This window comes from Proteus sp. G4380 (assembly GCF_963885725.1).
GTDB lineage: Bacteria > Pseudomonadota > Gammaproteobacteria > Enterobacterales > Enterobacteriaceae > Proteus > Proteus mirabilis.
The window spans coordinates 1-18176 of record NZ_CAWPAV010000156.1; the positions used below are offsets into that span (position 1 = coordinate 1).

The 18176-nt window shown below is 37.0% G+C and carries 13 protein-coding genes; 8 read left to right on the plus strand and 5 right to left on the minus strand.

Features of this window, described 5'->3' with window-relative positions; genetic code table 11:
* Positions 1-132: 132 nt before the first annotated feature.
* The 3 genes from AACU98_RS14035 to ydgH all read right to left on the minus strand — a co-directional run bounded on the left by AACU98_RS14035 (position 133) and on the right by ydgH (position 3804).
* Complete coding sequence (locus tag AACU98_RS14035) at positions 133-699, minus strand: fimbrial protein (protein ID WP_004242818.1); 567 nt, start codon at positions 697-699, stop codon at positions 133-135.
* A gap of 488 nt (positions 700-1187) precedes the next feature.
* Positions 1188-2582, minus strand: a complete 1395-nt coding sequence (locus AACU98_RS14040) for an amino acid permease (RefSeq protein WP_004248014.1) — start codon at positions 2580-2582, stop codon at positions 1188-1190.
* A gap of 268 nt (positions 2583-2850) precedes the next feature.
* Positions 2851-3804 (minus strand): DUF1471 family protein YdgH, encoded by a 954-nt coding sequence (gene ydgH, locus AACU98_RS14045; protein WP_004242823.1) that lies wholly within the window; start codon positions 3802-3804, stop codon positions 2851-2853.
* A 387-nt stretch (positions 3805-4191) separates the two neighbouring features.
* Between ydgH and pntA the strand changes: the two genes are divergently transcribed.
* Positions 4192-5721 (plus strand): Re/Si-specific NAD(P)(+) transhydrogenase subunit alpha, encoded by a 1530-nt coding sequence (gene pntA / locus AACU98_RS14050; protein ID WP_049210301.1) that lies wholly within the window; start codon positions 4192-4194, stop codon positions 5719-5721.
* An 11-nt stretch (positions 5722-5732) separates the two neighbouring features.
* Positions 5733-7121 carry a Re/Si-specific NAD(P)(+) transhydrogenase subunit beta gene (pntB, locus tag AACU98_RS14055; RefSeq protein WP_161734937.1) on the plus strand — a complete coding sequence of 463 codons (1389 nt, stop codon included), beginning with the start codon at positions 5733-5735 and terminating at the stop codon, positions 7119-7121.
* 82 nt (positions 7122-7203) lie between these two features.
* Here the strand turns inward: pntB and uspE are convergent, their stop codons facing one another.
* Positions 7204-8154 carry a universal stress protein UspE gene (gene uspE / locus AACU98_RS14060; protein ID WP_004248016.1) on the minus strand — a complete coding sequence of 317 codons (951 nt, stop codon included), beginning with the start codon at positions 8152-8154 and terminating at the stop codon, positions 7204-7206.
* A 142-nt stretch (positions 8155-8296) separates the two neighbouring features.
* Positions 8297-9055 (minus strand): FNR family transcription factor, encoded by a 759-nt coding sequence (locus tag AACU98_RS14065; protein ID WP_004248018.1) that lies wholly within the window; start codon positions 9053-9055, stop codon positions 8297-8299.
* A gap of 565 nt (positions 9056-9620) precedes the next feature.
* Between AACU98_RS14065 and AACU98_RS14070 the strand changes: the two genes are divergently transcribed.
* The 6 genes from AACU98_RS14070 to disA all read left to right on the plus strand — a co-directional run bounded on the left by AACU98_RS14070 (position 9621) and on the right by disA (position 17919).
* Complete coding sequence (locus tag AACU98_RS14070) at positions 9621-12017, plus strand: DMSO/selenate family reductase complex A subunit (RefSeq protein ID WP_161734940.1); 2397 nt, start codon at positions 9621-9623, stop codon at positions 12015-12017.
* Positions 12014-12643: a DMSO/selenate family reductase complex B subunit gene (locus AACU98_RS14075; RefSeq protein ID WP_004242832.1), complete on the plus strand. Its 630-nt coding sequence runs from the start codon at positions 12014-12016 to the stop codon at positions 12641-12643. Before AACU98_RS14070 ends, AACU98_RS14075 begins: the two co-directional genes overlap by 4 nt.
* The gene (locus AACU98_RS14080; RefSeq protein WP_060554650.1) at positions 12640-13512 is read left to right on the plus strand and encodes a dimethyl sulfoxide reductase anchor subunit family protein; all 873 of its coding nucleotides are present in this window, start codon (positions 12640-12642) and stop codon (positions 13510-13512) included. Before AACU98_RS14075 ends, AACU98_RS14080 begins: the two co-directional genes overlap by 4 nt.
* A 20-nt stretch (positions 13513-13532) precedes the next feature.
* Entirely contained in the window at positions 13533-14417 is an 885-nt protein-coding gene (locus AACU98_RS14085; protein ID WP_161734943.1) for a 4Fe-4S binding protein, read from the plus strand.
* Between the two features lie 130 nt (positions 14418-14547).
* A complete protein-coding gene (locus AACU98_RS14090; protein ID WP_004248024.1) occupies positions 14548-15573 on the plus strand; it encodes an NAD(P)H-quinone oxidoreductase in 1026 nt (341 codons plus the stop codon).
* A 513-nt stretch (positions 15574-16086) separates the two neighbouring features.
* Positions 16087-17919, plus strand: a complete 1833-nt coding sequence (gene disA / locus AACU98_RS14095; protein ID WP_161734974.1) for a swarming inhibition tyrosine decarboxylase DisA — start codon at positions 16087-16089, stop codon at positions 17917-17919.
* The last annotated feature ends 257 nt before the right edge of the window (positions 17920-18176 follow it).

Sequence of the window (18176 nt, forward strand, 5' to 3'; positions counted from 1 at the left end):
CGTCTTCATTATAGATAAACCGTGTTCCACTATAAATTACATTTGCTTGTGTAAAAAAAGTAGAACACAGAATTATGATAAATAAAATATAAACATTATACTTCATAATAAAATAATCCTGTGTTTTTTTAATTAAGAATATTTAACGGTAAAATTTACTGATGTATTGACAGTTCCTGATGTTGGATTTGGAAGATAACTCGCGTAATTGGCATGGAATTTATAAGTTGCTGTTTTATTTTCAATTCTCTTAGTTATTGCTTGGTTACCATTTAAATGAATAATATTTTTATTACCTTCATCACTACGAATGAAAATTCCTACTCCTTTAGCACTATTATTTGTGATGCTTTTATTCTTCATAATTTTATTTTCACCGGCTAAATCAGTGCCGTTAAATGTTAATGTTGCATTATTATTGCCACAATCTAATAGTTTAATTTCAAAATTACTACCTGTACTGCTTTTGGCATTGGCCCAATCTTTATCTAAGACTATTTCCGATTTATTAATTGTAGGCAAAGTGATAGGAGAACTAGGGCTATCTATATTGCAGGATGTTGATATTACTGTTCCACTAAAATTAATAATATTGTTATTTTTCTTTTCTGTTGTTTTGCTATTATCTGCTAATACATTCATGCTAGAAGAGATAACTAATAATGCAGATAGTAATCTGATATGATTTTTTATTTTCATCGTTTTTCCTTTAATAAATAATTTGATAATGCAATAGGTTTATCCTATTTGTTGCGACGGAGTGGATAATATAGTTTTCTAACAAAAAGTAAATAAAGTGTATTTATCTACTTTTTGTTGAAAAATCAGTTTATTTGTCTGTCTATGATATTACTTATGGTTGTATTAACTAAAAATAATATATTTTATTGTGTTATTCACTGGTTTTTTAAAAAACATCATATAAAAAATGAATTTTATATAAAAATTATATGTGTAAATTGTAGTCAATTAGGGAAATAATTAGTTACAACATACAATTTATCCTTCTAATATAATGCACTTAACCATCATCAATAATATTTACTTGCTAAGTAATCAAAACATGGCGTTATTCAATTTCTAATGACAAAGCTTAAGGAAATGAACAAGAGAAGCTTGGGTAGAAAAAAAGGGAGTGAAGGGAAAGAGATGCCCCCTTGCTTCTTTCTCAAGGGGGAATATAGATCTTAATTAAATACTAAATAGCCACAAGCAGGAATTGCGCCAATTAATACCATCATCAGTAGTATTTTTTCACTAGTATTTAATGACTGTTTATCTTTATATTGTTTTCGTGAATATAAAAATATTAATACACCGGGTGCATAGAGAACGACGGAAAGTAATAAATTAATTACACCTGATGCATAAAGTAACCATAAACCATAGAGGCTTGCAGGTATTGCTATCAGTAATAATCCTCGGCTACTGCGTTCTATGGCAACTTTAAATAAGAAAGCACCAACCAGGAAATAAGGAACGAGGATCATTTCTGACGCGATGGTCAGTAGGGTATTGTAATTACTACCAGTAAGCCAAATTAATACTAGTGATAATTGAACAGCTAAATTAGTAAACCACAAGGAAGAGGAAGGCGCATCATTGTGATTTTGTTTACTCAGTTGTTTGGGAAAAGAGTGGTGTAATGCGGCAATATAAGGGACTTCAGCAGCCATAATTGTCCAGCTTAAATAAGCGCCACATACCGATAGAATAAGGCCGGCGGCAATAACTATCTCACCTATATTTCCAATTAGTTGAACCAGTAAAGGTGCCATAGATGGGTTTTTCATCATAGCAAGCTCTGGTTGGCTAACTAATCCTTGAGATAATAGGGTAACGAGAATATAAATAATCAGCGCGATCACAACCGCAAATATTGTCGCTAAACCAACATCTCTTCTATTTTTTGCTCTTGCAGATACGACAACGGCCCCTTCAATACCAATAAATACCCATAAAGTAATTAACATGGTATTTTTTACTTGTTCCCAAACGGGCACGCCCATTTTTATCCCTTCGAAATCAAGGGTAAAAATATCCATATTAAAGGCAAGTAGGGCAACAATAATAAATAACCCCAATGGTATTAATTTTGCCATCGTGGCCATTAAATTGATACTAGCGGCTGTTTGCACACCTCGTAGAACTAAAAAGTGCACAACCCAAAGTAAGATTGATTCACCCAACAATGCCTGCCATGTATTACCATCACCAAAAATAATATTATTAGGGCTGTCGGTAAAAAAACTCACAGCAGCGAAAACGATGACTAAATAAGAGACATTGGCAACTACCGCACAGACCCAATAGCCCCAAGCAGAACAAAAGCCAATAAATTCACCAAATCCTTCTTTCGCATAGGTAAAAATACCGCCATCAAGATCAGGTCTTAAGCGAGAAAGCAATAACAATGATAGGGCGAGAAAAAGGATGCCAACCCCTGTTATTATCCAACCGATAATCAGTGCCGCAGGGCTTGCAACCTCAGCCATATTCTGAGGCAAACTGAATACACCTGCACCAACCATTGAGCTTAGCACTAACGCTGTTAGTGACATTAAACCAAGTTTTTTATTCAAAGATAAGTTCCTGCATGATTAAAATTGTGAATAAATAGCGTATTTTCTTGTTTTTGGTTTAATAATTAGCATAAATATGAATCTGTTAATTTAAGACAAAGATAAAACCACTAAAAAACAGCGAGATTTTACGGAGAGTTGACCTGGTTGTCTATGCATAAAATCATAAATTTTATGCATAAGGATAAGAAATTGAGTGAGGTTATTTGGACAAGTATAAAAAAACCTTGCATAGAGCAAGGTTTTTAAAAGAGAAAGTAACAACAGATTATTTAAATAAATCCGCTGTGATTGTTACCGTACCACCATTACTCTGCCATTCACGAGTAATATGGTAGTATTTTGCACCTTTCTCTGCGGCACGTTTAGCAACTTGATAAGAAACTTCCGGTGAGTTCACAAAATAACCACTGAAAGTAATGGTATCAAAAGGTTCCATTAATGCAGCCGCTGCTTTATTAACCTCTTGAATTTCAGTGCCATCAGGTAAGGTGACAGTGTAACGTCCGCTTTTACCTGATGATTGTGTTTCAGCAAATACACCTACATTTCTATCAAAGTCACTATTTGACGCAAGTCCTGGTTTTTCAACTTTATTGGCTGCACTTCCACCTTCGGCAATAAGCGCTCGACCCGCATCAGAGTCATAAGGAACCACGGCTTCTGAAGACTGTATGGCTCTTTTAGGGGCATCTTTTTTATAGATATAAGCAGTAACTTCTTGGTTACCACCATCATTTACCGAGATATTACGGACAATAAAGAATGATGCTGCACCTTTTTTTGCTGCTTCTTTCCCGATTTCGTTATTAATATCAGGTGTTGTTGGATAGTAACCATGAATAGTAACGGTATCAAAAGGCTGTAGCAAAATAGCTTCAGGTTTTGGTAATTCTTTTACACCATGAAATACGCGGTATTCTTCTTCAGTTGCTTTTGGTGCATCTTTTCGATACAGATCGGCAGTCACACTCATGTTACCACTATCACTGATATCATCTAGACCTTGAATGTAAAAACTATCAGCACCGATTTTATCAGCACGACGAGATACTGCGTCAGCTGCTTCATAAATCGCATTAAAACGACCGATGACTGTAATTCTTTCAAATGGTTTTAGCTCTGCCGCTTGTTCTGGAGACAGTTCCTGTGCAGCCTGCGCAACAGTAATATTAGTTAAAGATAACACCGCTGCTGCGATGACTGAGGTTTTCAGCTTCATACAAAATCCTTCCGCCTTGCGCAATTAATATTGGTCATGTGCTGAACATAGTGATCTATCACATAGAGTGCAATTATTACATGTAATAATAGCGTTTGTCGCATTATTTTATTTAGTGAATAGCCACTGGGTCAAATGACCAGTATATGTTACCAGATATTTACTTAAATATAGTGAATAATTCATTAATATGCCTTTTCGACTAAAATGATCGCATTAAGTTCAATTTTAGCTTTACACAGATCTAGATTATTGGTTTTATTTTCAGTAGGTTATTAGTACCCCAATAAATGGCATGTGAATGATAATGCTTAACAATTTTTTTGCATATTAATGAAATTAGCCATGAAATTTTAACAGTTTTCGGATGGATAAGAAGGGAAAATTATGCGAATTGGTATACCCAAAGAGCGACTTTCTAACGAAACAAGAGTTGCAGCAACACCTGCTACAGTCACACAACTCTTGAAATTAGGATTTACAGTCGCGATAGAAAATGAAGCTGGCATTGCTTCTAGTTTCGATAATGACGCTTATCAACAAGCAGGGGCTGAGATCTTAGATTGTCAAAATATTTGGCAATCCGACATTATCTTAAAAGTTAATGCCCCCCTAGAAGATGAAATTGCTTTACTCAAAAAAGGCTCGACTTTAATTAGTTTTATCTGGCCCGCACAAAATGCACCATTGCTAGAAAAATTAGCTGAAAAAGAGATTAATGTAATGGCTATGGATAGTGTACCGCGTATCTCCCGTGCACAATCTTTAGATGCATTAAGTTCAATGGCGAACATTGCCGGCTATCGTGCCGTAGTTGAAGCCGCTCATGAATTTGGCCGTTTCTTTACTGGGCAAATTACCGCTGCAGGTAAAGTACCACCAGCCAAAGTGATGGTGATTGGTGCGGGTGTCGCTGGGCTTGCCGCTATTGGGGCCGCAGGTAGTTTAGGCGCTGTTGTTCGTGCATTTGACACTCGACCTGAAGTCAAAGAGCAAGTGCAAAGTATGGGCGCTGAGTTCCTAGAGCTTGATTTTAAAGAAGAAGCGGGGAGTGGTGATGGCTATGCTAAAGTGATGTCAAAAGCATTTATTGATGCAGAAATGGCATTATTTGCAGAGCAAGCCAAAGATGTTGATATCATTATTACAACAGCACTAATTCCAGGAAAACCTGCACCACGTTTAATCACTAAAAAGATGGTTGATTCAATGAAACCAGGCAGTGTGGTGGTCGATTTGGCAGCCCAAAATGGTGGTAACTGTGAATATACCGTTCCTGGTGAGATTTTTACCACTGAACATGGTGTAAAAATTATTGGTTATACTGATTTAGCTGCCCGGTTACCGGCTCAATCATCTCAACTTTATGGTACTAACTTAGTTAACCTATTGAAATTACTCTGTAAAGAAAAAGATGGTAATATCAATATTGATTTTGATGATGTGGTTATTCGTGGTGTTACCGTTATTAAAGCGGGGGAAGTGACATGGCCGGCGCCTCCTATTCAAGTTTCAGCGCAACCTAAAGTAGCTCCTGCTGCAAAACCCCAAGAAAAACCCGTTGCAAAACCTATTTCCCCGTGGAAAAAATATGGTTTATTGGCTATTGCCTTTTTACTGTTCGCATGGTTGGCTAATGTTGCGCCAAAAGAGTTCTTATCACACTTTACTGTCTTCGCACTTTCTTGTGTTGTTGGTTATTACGTTGTTTGGAATGTCAGCCATTCATTGCACACCCCATTAATGTCAGTGACAAATGCCATTTCAGGTATCATTGTCGTTGGTGCATTACTACAAATCGGTAGTGGTGGTTGGGTAAGCTTTTTCTCATTTATCGCTATTTTAATTGCCAGTATTAATATTTTTGGTGGATTTACCGTCACTCAACGTATGTTGAAAATGTTCCGTAAAGGATAAGGGAGACAATTATGTCCAGCGGTGTTGTTACAGCGGCATATATTGTCGCCGCAATATTATTTATTTTTAGCCTTGCAGGGTTATCCAAACATGAAACCTCAAAACAGGGGAATTACTTTGGTATTGCAGGGATGGCTATCGCGTTATTTGCGACTATCTTTGGGCCTTATGCTGATAATGTAGGTTGGATCATTGTTGCTATGGTTATTGGTGCCGTTATTGGTATCCGTTTAGCCAAAAAAGTTGAAATGACGCAAATGCCAGAGTTAGTGGCTATTTTGCATAGTTTTGTAGGTTTAGCCGCGGTTCTGGTTGGTTTTAATAGTTATCTAGATCACAATCCTGCCATTGATCCTGTAATGGCCAACATTCATCTCACAGAAGTCTTTTTAGGTATCTTTATCGGTGCGGTTACTTTTACCGGCTCCATTGTCGCTTATGGCAAGCTAAGTGGCAAAATGTCATCCAAACCTATGATGTTGCCTAATCGCCATAAACTTAATTTAGCGGCTTTAGTTATTTCATTTTTATTAATGATCTGGTTTGTCAAAACTGACAGTGTTGGTTTACAAGTCTTTTTAATGATTGTGATGACTGTCATTGCATTAGCATTTGGTTGGCATTTAGTTGCCTCCATTGGTGGTGCGGATATGCCTGTTGTTGTGTCAATGTTGAACTCTTATTCGGGGTGGGCCGCCGCCGCCGCTGGTTTTATGTTAAGCAACGATTTGTTAATTGTAACCGGGGCATTAGTGGGTTCATCGGGCGCTATTCTTTCTTATATCATGTGTAAAGCAATGAACCGCTCATTTATTAACGTTATTGCCGGTGGTTTTGGTACAGATGGTAGCAGCTCCAGTGACGAAGGAGAGATGGGGGAATATCGTGAAACAACCGCAGAAGAAGTTGCTGAACTATTGAAAAACTCAAGTTCAGTGATTATTACGCCGGGTTATGGCTTAGCAGTGGCACAAGCACAATACCCAGTACATGATATAACAGAAAAGCTTCGTCAGCGTGGTATAAAAGTACGCTTTGGTATTCATCCAGTTGCGGGTCGTCTACCGGGGCATATGAATGTATTGTTAGCAGAAGCGAAAGTACCTTACGATATTGTCTTAGAAATGGATGAAATCAATGATGATTTTGCTGATACAGATACCGTTTTAGTTATTGGTGCAAATGATACTGTTAACCCAGCCGCACAAGACGATCCTAATAGTCCAATAGCAGGTATGCCGGTATTAGAGGTATGGAAAGCTCAAAACGTGATCGTGTTTAAACGCTCTATGAATACCGGCTATGCGGGGGTACAAAATCCATTATTCTTTAAAGAAAATACCCAAATGTTATTTGGTGATGCTAAAGCCAGTGTCGATGCGATTTTAAAAGCCTTGTGATCTGTTTAGCTAATAATCTTTAATAAAAAACGCCCGACTATTTAAGCGATAGCGGGCGTTTTGCTATACAGTATTAAAAGCGTTATTCGTTATCTGAATCGACAGTGATAGGACAGGTAAAGCCATCAGGTTTGATAGCGAGTAAATCACATTTTATATGGTCGATCAGCTGTTCTGCTGTATTGCCTAAGAAAGCGGCAGAAAGTCCGGTTCTCCCTAAAATACCTAATACGACAATACCCGCGTTTAGCTCTTCGCATACTTGAGGGATAACTTGCTCAGGCAATCCTTCTTTGACATGTGTTTTTTCCTCAGGAATAGAGAATTTCTGGCGAAGCTCTTTCATTGCTATAAGGTGTTGTCCACGCAAGGCATTGTTATAAAGATTAGGATCAAAGTCAGGTAACTCAATTGCAATATTAATGGGTGCAACAGGGTAGGCACTGAGTAAATGAACGTCGGGATCTTTTTGTATACGGTGAGATAAATCGTTAGTTAATTCAATTAACTTTAAATTTAATGCATCATGATATGACTCTTCATTGGACAGATTAGCGGCGACAACAATAGTGCCGTATTCTGGCCACTCTTTATCTTTTACCATCCATACAGGAGCAGGGCATTTTCTTAACAATTGCCAATCTAGGGGAGTAAAAATTAAGGAGCCTAACTTATCATGTTGATGAGCCATTTTAATCAGTAAGTCATGCTTATCGGTGATCACTTCTTCAATAATGGCTTCATACGGTCGGTTATGCCAAATCACTTTTATGTCGATTTGAATGCCGGCTTCAAGATAATAGCGAGCTTGCTGTTTTATCCAAGCGGTTTTTTGATTAATCACGCCTTTGCGCATCGCATTACGTTCATCGGGAGATAAAAGGGTGGTCATGTCATATGAGAGATCATAAACAGGTAGAAAAGCTTTTATCCGCCCACCATTACGCTGAACGATATAAACAGCACGACGTAGTGCTGGTTGGTCATCTTGGTTAGGATCAATGACAACGAGAAGGTTTTGATATTTTTCCATTGCTATATCCTCTTTAGGGCTGGATTTATCCATCTACATTTTTAAAGATAACCCAAGAAGCTAAAATGCAATAGCACAAAATAGAAAACGGGACACAAATTTGTGTGCCCCGTTATAAAAATAGGTGATGTAATGTAAAAGATTAAGCTTCTGTTGAGGAAGGCAGTTTGCCTGCGAGTTCACTTAACATTTCACTATCTTCAATAGTGATGTATTTACCTTTTACACTTAACATACCACTTTTCTGGAAACGACCTAATAGTCGGCTAATGGTTTCTACTGTCAGGCCTAAGTAATTACCAATATCACCACGAGTCATGGTTAAACGGAACTCACGAGGTGAAAAACCGCGCTGCGCAAAGCGGCGAGAGAGGTTATAAATAAAGGCGGCTAAACGTTCTTCTGCATTTTTCTTTGATAGCAGTAAGATCATCTCTTGGTCACCTTTGATTTCGCCACTCATTAGACGCATCATTTGTTGACGTAAATTAGGCATTTTGCCTGATAAATCATCTAGTGTTTCAAATGGTATTTCACAAACCATTGATGTTTCAAGAGCTTGTGCAAAGCTTGGGTGTTCGGTGTTGATAATGGCATCAAATCCAACCAAGTCACCTGCAAGATGAAAACCTGTGATCTGTTCGTCGCCTTCTTCAGTGATCGTATAACTTTTAATAGTTCCTGAACGAATGGCATAAAGTGACTTCAGCTCATCACCGGCTTTAAACAAGGTTTGACCTTTCTGGATAGGTTTTTTACGCTCGATAATATTATCCAGTTGATCAAGCTCATGCTCGTTTAAAGTAAACGGGATGCAGAGCTGGCTAATACTGCAATCTTGACAATGGATTGCACAACCGCCAGATTGGATTCGGCGAACGACGCGTTTTTCTGGGATCATAAGCTTGCTCATTACAAATAAAAATATTGATATGTGTCAATTTTAACACACATTGCTGTAATTGGTAAGGGGAATAATGGTACGCATAGAAATAATTCTGAATGTAAAAAACGATATAGATTGATTAAGCCCGTGTTTTGTTTGGTGACTTATTTAGAATAATTTGCGCTAACCCTATACACGATTGGTATATTATTCGATTTTTTAAGGAAGTCATAGGGTATTTGCTAAATTATCTTTGGTAAAACTAAAAATTAGGAGGGAACTCAAGAAATTTTATTCAAGGATTAACATCTTATTCACTTTATTTTCTTAACTTTTCGTTTTGCCAACAGAAATTAATCATCTGTTAACACTTCCTAAGTAAAGTTAGCTAAATGTATTTTTGATACAACTTAATGCTAACTTGAATTAGCTTTTCCTTATAAAATGGCAGATCCCATACAAAGACGAATGGAGTTTTGAAACATTCGCTTACCTATTAAGTGGTATTGATATGTATCAATAAGGGTTATCCACTATCTTTTATCATTTTCATTAATAAAAATAGTTATGTGAGAATGATATGTCTATAAAAAAACAAGAAAAAAGGCTTGCTAATCAAGAGGGGATGCCATTAACGCGTCGTCATTTTGTACAAGCCAGTGCAGCATTAGTGAGTATGCCTTTTTTCGCACAAAATGCACAGGCCAATCTTGATAAAAGCCTACCTATTGCCAACATTGATGAGAAACCTGCTACTGTCGTCGCAACATGTAGCACCTTTGACTGTGGTGGTAAATGTGATATCCGAGCTCATGTTAAAGAGGGGATTGTTACCCGTATTACCACAAGACCAGATGCTGATTTAGATGAACAAATGCCGATAATGAGGGCCTGCGTAAGAGGTAGAGGTTATCGTAAATTCACTTATCATGCGGATAGACTTAAATATCCCATGAAACGTGTGGGTAAGCGCGGTGAAGGCAAATTTGAGCGTATCTCTTGGGATGAAGCAACCTCTTTAATTGCTGATAATGTAACACGATTAACTCAACAGCATGGTGCAGCAAGCCGTTTTCTTACGGTAAATACCGCCGTCACTGGGGGGATCTTCTCTGGTGATACTATGATGAAAAAACTCTTTAATCTCACAGGAGGATATCTTCCTTATTATCATTCAGTGAGCTTAGGGAATACCGCTAAAGTAACACCTTATACTTATGGCGTATCTAAAACAGGAAGTTCTCTTGATACTTTAGCGGATACGCCTTTAGTTATTTTGTGGGGACATAATCCCAACGAAACCATTTTTGGTCACACCAATCACTATTTTCAAAAAATGAAAAATAATGGGACCAAATTTATTGTTGTCGATCCTCGTTATTCAGATACAGCTCAATCTTTAGCTGATCAATGGATCCCATTACTTCCTACCACAGATAATGCACTGATGGATGCAATGATGTATGTCATTGTGACCGAAAATTTACATGATAAAGCGTTTATCGATAAATATGTGGTAGGTTTTGATGAAGATCATATGCCAGAAGGGGTACCAGCTAACGAATCATTAATGGCTTATTTGTTAGGGAAAAAAGACGGTATAGCGAAAACCCCTGAATGGGCGACAAAAATCACACGAGTCCCAGCCAATACTATCCGTCAATTAGCACGTGAATATGCGATGACAAAACCCGCGGCCTTAATTCAAGGTTGGGGGCCACAACGTCATATTTGTGGTGAACGTACCGCCCGTGGTTCAACGTTATTAGCAGCAATTACTGGGAATGTGGGTAAAAAAGGGGCTTGGGCGGCTGGATATGGCGGAATTGGTAACCGTCAATCTATTCGTGGTCCCAATATTGGCAAAAATCCGGTAACTGCACAAATATCCATTATGAATTGGATGCAAGCTGTTGAGGACGCGAGTAAAGTGACGCCAGAAGATGGTCTTATTGGCGTCGATAAACTTGATAGTAATATCAAAATGATCTTTTCTTTAGCGGGTAACTATCTTGTCAATCAAAACCCTGATGTTAATGCGGCAGCTAAGTTACTTGAAGATGAATCTAAAGTAGAGTTTATCGTTGTTAGTGATCTATATATGTCTCCGTCAGCCAAATACGCAGACTTAGTTTTACCAGAAACGAGCTTTTTAGAGTGTTGGAATATCGGTAATACTTGGGGAACGGGCAACTATTTCTTACTGTCAGAAAAAGTCGTTGAACCTGCTTTTGAAAGACGTTCTGATTATGAATGGATCAGCGATGTTGCTGAGAAAATGGGAGTCAAAGAGGCTTTTACCGAAGGACGAACAGAAAAAGAGTGGATAGCTTATCTCGTTAATACTAACAAAGAACGCTTTAAAGATAGACCTGATTTCCCAACTTTTGATGAATTACTCAAGACTCGCCGCTATCTTTTCAAAGATGCACCTTTTGTTGCATTTGAAGAAAATATTCGTGATCCAGAAAATCATCCTTTCCCAACTCCATCAGGAAAAATTGAAATTTTCTCTAAACGTCTCTATGACATGAATAATGTCGATATTCCTGCATTATCTCATTATGTTCCTGCAATTGAAGGTCCAGAAGATAAATTGACCGAGAAATATCCACTACAAATGTTAACTTGGAAAGGAAAAAATAGAACCAATTCAACGCAATATGCTAACCCTTGGTTACAAGAAGTACAACGCCAAGAAATGTGGATAAACCCTATTGATGCACAAAATAGAGGCATCAAAAATGGCGATATGGTGCGTATCTATAACGACAGAGGGATCACCCAAATACCCGCTTTAGTTACCGAGCGAATTATTCCTGGTGTGGTTGGTTTACAGGCGGGGGCTTGGTGGTCTCCTGATAAAGACGGTGTTGATCATGGTGGGTGTCCTAACGTTTTGACATCAACACGTATGACACCATTAGCCCATGGTAATTCACATTTAACCGTTTTAGTTGAGGTAACCAAAGCATGAGTGAATTCAAACAATATGCGCCTGTTAGCGATGAACAGCTTGGTTTTTTTATTGATTCTTCTCGTTGCTCAGGTTGTAAAGCATGCCAAGTTGCATGTAAAGATAAAAATAATTTAGAGGTTGGGCGCCGTTTTCGCCGTATTTATGAAATACAGGGCGGGGGATTTGCACCTAATGGGCAAGGTGCATTTGAAAATAATGTCTTTGCATACACATTAACGATTTCATGTAATCACTGTGACGATCCTATATGTGTAAAAAACTGCCCAACAACAGCAATGCATAAACGCCCCGGAGATGGCATTGTCCGTGTTGATACCAGCAAATGTGTTGGGTGTGGTTATTGCTCATGGTCATGTCCTTATGGTGCACCACAAATGAATACTGAAACAGGACAAATGTCGAAATGTGATTTCTGCGTAGATTTATTAGCAGAAGGTAAAAATCCTATTTGTGTTGATACATGTCCATTAAATGCGATTAAGTTTGGAAAAATTAAAGATCTACGCGCTAAATATGGTCATTTAAGCCAAGTTCAAGGGTTACCTGATTTTACAATCACTCACCCTAATTTGGTCATTAAACCACATACTGGTGCAATTAAAAAAGGAGGGAACCAAGCATGAGTGAATGGCCATTAGTTACCTTTACTTTGTTAGTACAAAGTTCTGTTGGTGTTACTATTTTTACTGCCCTCTATTTTTGTTGGTTAGAAAAAGAAATAGGTAATCAACGAGCAACACGCACTTTGCGCCCCGTATTACTGACAAGTGCTATATTGGGATGCTTAGGATTATTAGCCTCAACACTGCATATGGGATATCCGTGGAATGCGTTTCATGCCTTACGCCATATATCATCATCATGGCTAAGCCGTGAGATTATCTTTGCTGCTCTTTACCTGGGCGCACTATGTTTATATACCTTGCTAGTACTAATAAAAGGTCATATGAATAAAACCCTCTTAGCCATTATCGGTTTACTGGGGTTAGTGGATATTTTCTGTATGGCTTCACTTTATTACAGCACATCGATGATAACTTGGATGCATGTTAATACCTATTTTATGTTTATCGGCTCTGTTTTTTCTGCGGGAGCGGTGATCACGTTATTAATCACTTCAATAAGGGTTAAAGCCTTTGCTGATGGCGAACTTACTAAAAAAATAGTATTAAGTGCTTTAGTTGGTATTTTTCTTGCCGTGACTATCCGTATGGCAGAGCAACCACTTTATTTATCATGGATGTCAGAAATACAATTAACCAATGATGCAATTACTTTTCCTCATACCCCTATAATTGCGTATAATGAGACTTTCGGATTAAGAATATCTGCATGGATATTGTCTATTATCAGTATATTAATGATGGGATATAGCCTGTATAAATATCGTATAGCTGTATTTACTTCTGGGTTATCTCTAATTTGGGGTAGCGGTATTGTCCTGTTAATTGCTGAAATACTTAACCGATTTGCATTTTTTATTGTTAAGTAATAGTAATGGAGTCATGAAGTATGAGGCGTTTTATTAGGGTAGATCTTCCTCCTGAACCTATCATTAATGATAAATGTGTTAGGAAACGCCTCAAACAAAGCCTTTGTGATAGCTGTTCAAAAGTCTGTCCTGTGGACGCTATCACTTTTAGTCTTTTGAACGTTGAAATAGATAATGAGCGTTGTTTCCAATGCGGTAATTGTCTATTTACTTGTCCTGTTGATGCTATAGAAAATATCTCCCCCCATGAACGTAGCTTTCAAGATAATCTATTAGTCATTAATCATGATGAACCACTGGCCAGTATTGAAGAGCTTTTGGTTTGGCATCGACAATATCAAATACGCGGTATGAAAATAGCGGAACCCTTGGTTGATAAGTGGCTGCCGATACTCGCACAACTTAATTTGCAATTAAAAACCTTACAAGAGCCTATTTGGCAATTAGTTTTAGTGGAGCCTGAACCGGTCGATAGTGGTCGTCGCTTTATGCTATTTCGACAAAAATTAGATGAAAAGCCACTTAATAAAGGTCACGTAAAAACAGGATTAAATGCAAGGAAACAGCTTTATCCGCAAGATAGCTGGTTCCATATTCAATTAGATAAAGAAAGTTGTATTCTTTGTTCTGCATGTGCCAAGGTGTGTGATGAAGGTGCAATCACAATCGAAGATAATCGCTTTATCATTGATGAAAAACGTTGTACCGGTTGTATGAACTGCCAAGTTGTCTGTTTTCCAAAATCAATAAAAGTCGTAGAACAAATTGCTAAAAATAGCACACCGACACACTACCATTATTATGATGCGCAATGTGATAAATGCCGCCTTGCTTTTTTGGCTTGGGAGCCTAATGCCACCTTATGTCCGATTTGTACTCAGCATCAAAAACAGGGATGGCTATAACAGTGTTTATAATTTGTTCTATGCAAAAATAAATTTATCTCAATAACATCATTACTTAAATAAAATGACTATTTTTATGCGATAGTGATTGTTGATAAAGATCTCATTCATTTCTAAGTAAGGTGACATCATGATAAAAAATAATGACTTACCTGCTTTTATGACGCAAGTGGTTATTACTGAACCCGGTGGCGTTGATAAACTGCAATTAGAAAATAGCCCATTACCGTCATTGCCCCCTCATTATATGTTGGTAAAAGTTAATGCAGCGGGTGTTAATCGCCCTGATATTTTTCAACGTCAAGGTAGTTATCCACCGCCAGCCGATGCATCTCCTATATTAGGATTAGAGATTGCTGGCGAAGTGGTGAAATTAGGTGAACATTGTACAAAATGGGCAATAGGTGATCGTGTTTGTGCTTTAGTTGCTGGTGGCGGTTATGCTGAATATTGTTTAGTCCATGAAGATATCGCTTTACCGTCGCAAGGATTAACCGATATTGAAGCGGCAGCATTACCTGAAAATTTATTTACTGTTTGGGCAAATCTATTTCAACTCGGTCAGTTAAAAGCCGGGGAATCGGTTTTGATCCATGGGGGCACTTCTGGGATTGGCTCTATGGCGATTATGTTAGCACACAATCTTGGTTGTGAAATTTACACAACGGTAGGTTCAAAAGAAAAAGCCGAAGTTGCCCAAAAATTAGGGGCTAATCATGTTATTAATTACCGTGAGAAAGATTTTGCTACAGAAATTCCTGTATTAACTCAAGGCAAAGGCGTTGATGTCATACTTGATATTATCGGCGGCGATTATGTGGAAAAAAATTATCAAGTTGCGGCGAAATTTGGCAGAGTGATCCAAGTTGGCATGATGAAAGGGGCCCCTAAAAACTTAAATATGATGCCACTGATGCTTAAGCGATTAATTCATACAGGTTCTACCATGCGTTCTAGAACGCCAGAAGAAAAAACACATATAGCACAAGAATTAAAACAACAAGTATGGCCGTTGATTATCAAAGGTCAAATTAAGCCTATTATTAATGCGGTCTTTTCTTTACAAGAAGTTGCCAAAGCACATCAATTAATGGAGTCTGGTGACTTAATTGGTAAAGTAGTGCTTGAGATTGATATGAATAAATCACTTGTGTAGAGCGAAAATAAATTTATTTTATTTATTATAAGTTATAAAAGCATTCTCATTCTCAATCACGATTATTCTGAAAAAACACATAATAAAGATATTATGTGTTTTTTTATTCTCTATAAAAAATTTAAGAAGCTTTAATATGATCCTGTGCTTTTTGCGTCATTATAAAAATAAACCTCACTTAATAATCCATCTTATCTAAGATAAAAAATCACTTATTTAAAATAAAACAGATTTAAGTATCGACTATGGTAAAAATATTATAATAAGTTTTGAAAAATAGCATAAATCAAAATTGATAATGAAATTTATAAACTAATTAATAAAACTAAATCATTTATCATGAAAAAGTAAAAACTTTAGAACGAACTTGGAAAATCTTATCTGATATCAATAAAATAAAGAAGATTCTTACTCATCATGTAGTATATCATTTAAAAAGAGACTAATTATTTACGTAAAATAAACTCAATTCTGATTAAAATTGATAACAAAAATTTATATATAGGTGCGATGATGGCAAATCACAAAGAAACCTGTCTGAGTGCTGCAGAGCGTGTGTTTGATACCCGAACCGTGGATACCCTAACATGTTATCATCGAGAGATGGTAAAGATGTTGATGGATAGTGAGTCCTTTTATTCTAGTCCAAATAACTCACAGATAAATACTAATGAGAGATTAGAGAACAAAATAAAAAGCAATACTATTGAAAATAAAGCTGTGAAGGGATCTTATGGTGATATTTTAAATAATTTAAACCAGCAGCTAATGAATAATAAACCTGAGATTGAGCCTTATTTCTCACATTACAACTCTCCCGTCATGCGATTGGCGAAATTAGGCTACCTTTCTGCACTGGCCTATAATGCTGATAATGTTTTTAACAAACATTCACCCATACAAAAACAGCAAGAGCAAAAAATAACTCATGATTTGTGTAAACTAATCGGTTTTGAGCCAGATAAAGCATTTGGACATATTACCACCAGTCATGTTTTTGCTTGTTATGAAATTTTGTGGGCTTTGAGAAATTTAAAAACACTGCCGATGGCGATTGCACGTCATCCAAAATCAAGAGATCTGGTTGCAGATAAAAAAGCATTTGAGTTATTTAATATGTCTATCACTGATATTTTATCCATCAGTGAACAGCTATATGAGCGAGATATTTTTGATGATGTCAGCCATTTAACTTGTCGTGGTACAGGCATGACAAGAACGATGCATTTAGGTAAATTACTAGTACCGATATACCGCTTCGAATTTTGGAAGAAGGCGATGGATATCTTGGGGTTAGGTTATGATAATCTCATTGCCTTACCAATAGATGAAGAGTTTAAAACAGATATAGCTAAAACGCGTCATATTGTGCTTCGCTTAATAGAACAGGGAGAGCCGATACTCGGTATTATTGGCGTGTTAGGCTCATCGACATACGGTAGCATTGACAAACTTAAGCCTCTTTTCGAATTACGTGAAGAGTGTGAAAAACAACATAACAACTCATTCTATATTCACATTGATGCATCCCAATTAGGCTATATGAAAAGCCTTTTTCTTGACGAAAATAATAGCATCATCCCTTATAACATATTGTGCGATAAACTTAAGCAAGAAGCACCTTTACTTGAGTTAACCTCGGATATTTATGATAGTTTTACTCAGCTATCAAGAGCTGATTCTGTTTCTTTTGAGCCATTTCAAGCGGGATTTTCTCCTTATCCTACGGGGATTGTTTGTATAAAAGATGCTCGATTAAGCCGTTTTCTCGCTAACCCGCCAAAACTGTGCCCAGAAGAGGGGAATATTCCCGATGAAATTGATGGGATCCAATCAGCACCTGCGGTTGCATCAATGTGGGGGATCCATCAGCTATATGCTTTTAATCATTTTGGGTATGGGCAATGCGCTCAAAATCAATGGGAAGCTAGAGTAAAACTGGAACAACAATTAAAACAAGAGAACGAATTTGAAAAATCGGGTATCTCTTATGCTATTCATATTTTGCCAGTTTCAGATTTTAATAAACTCACTTTTGCCATTGCAATTAAAGGCAACCAATGTTTAAAAATACAAAATCAGCTAAATAATGCTATTTATAAAAATTTAGAAATAAAGAGCCAATATAAGCAAGATCTCAACCTATTAGTGCTGTGTGCTCGTAATAGCGATGATATACCTGCTCAGTTTTGTCAACAATGTCATTTAGGCAAAGATGAATGGAAGCAAGTTAACCACTTAAGTCTTTTACAATTAACGATAAAAAACACTGACAAATGGAGTGAAGAGCATATTAAAGCAGGGTGCGACTATATTAAAAAAGTTGTCCTATCTGCATTAAAATAGCTATTTTGTTCTATTTATTATTTAACATAGTAAAAGTTAGCAAGGAAAAGGTTGCTAACTTTTTTAGTTTACCCTTATAAAAGTGACGCTGTCACTAAAGTTACTCCTTCCTTTGCTTGTTTCGTTTGTCTAGCTCCTTATTTTCGTTATAAATAGCACATAAAATCAAGCTCGAGAATGAGAATCATTCATAATTAGGCGTGAATGATAGAATGTAACTATAGATAAATCATATTGTTACTATTCCTTATGATAGA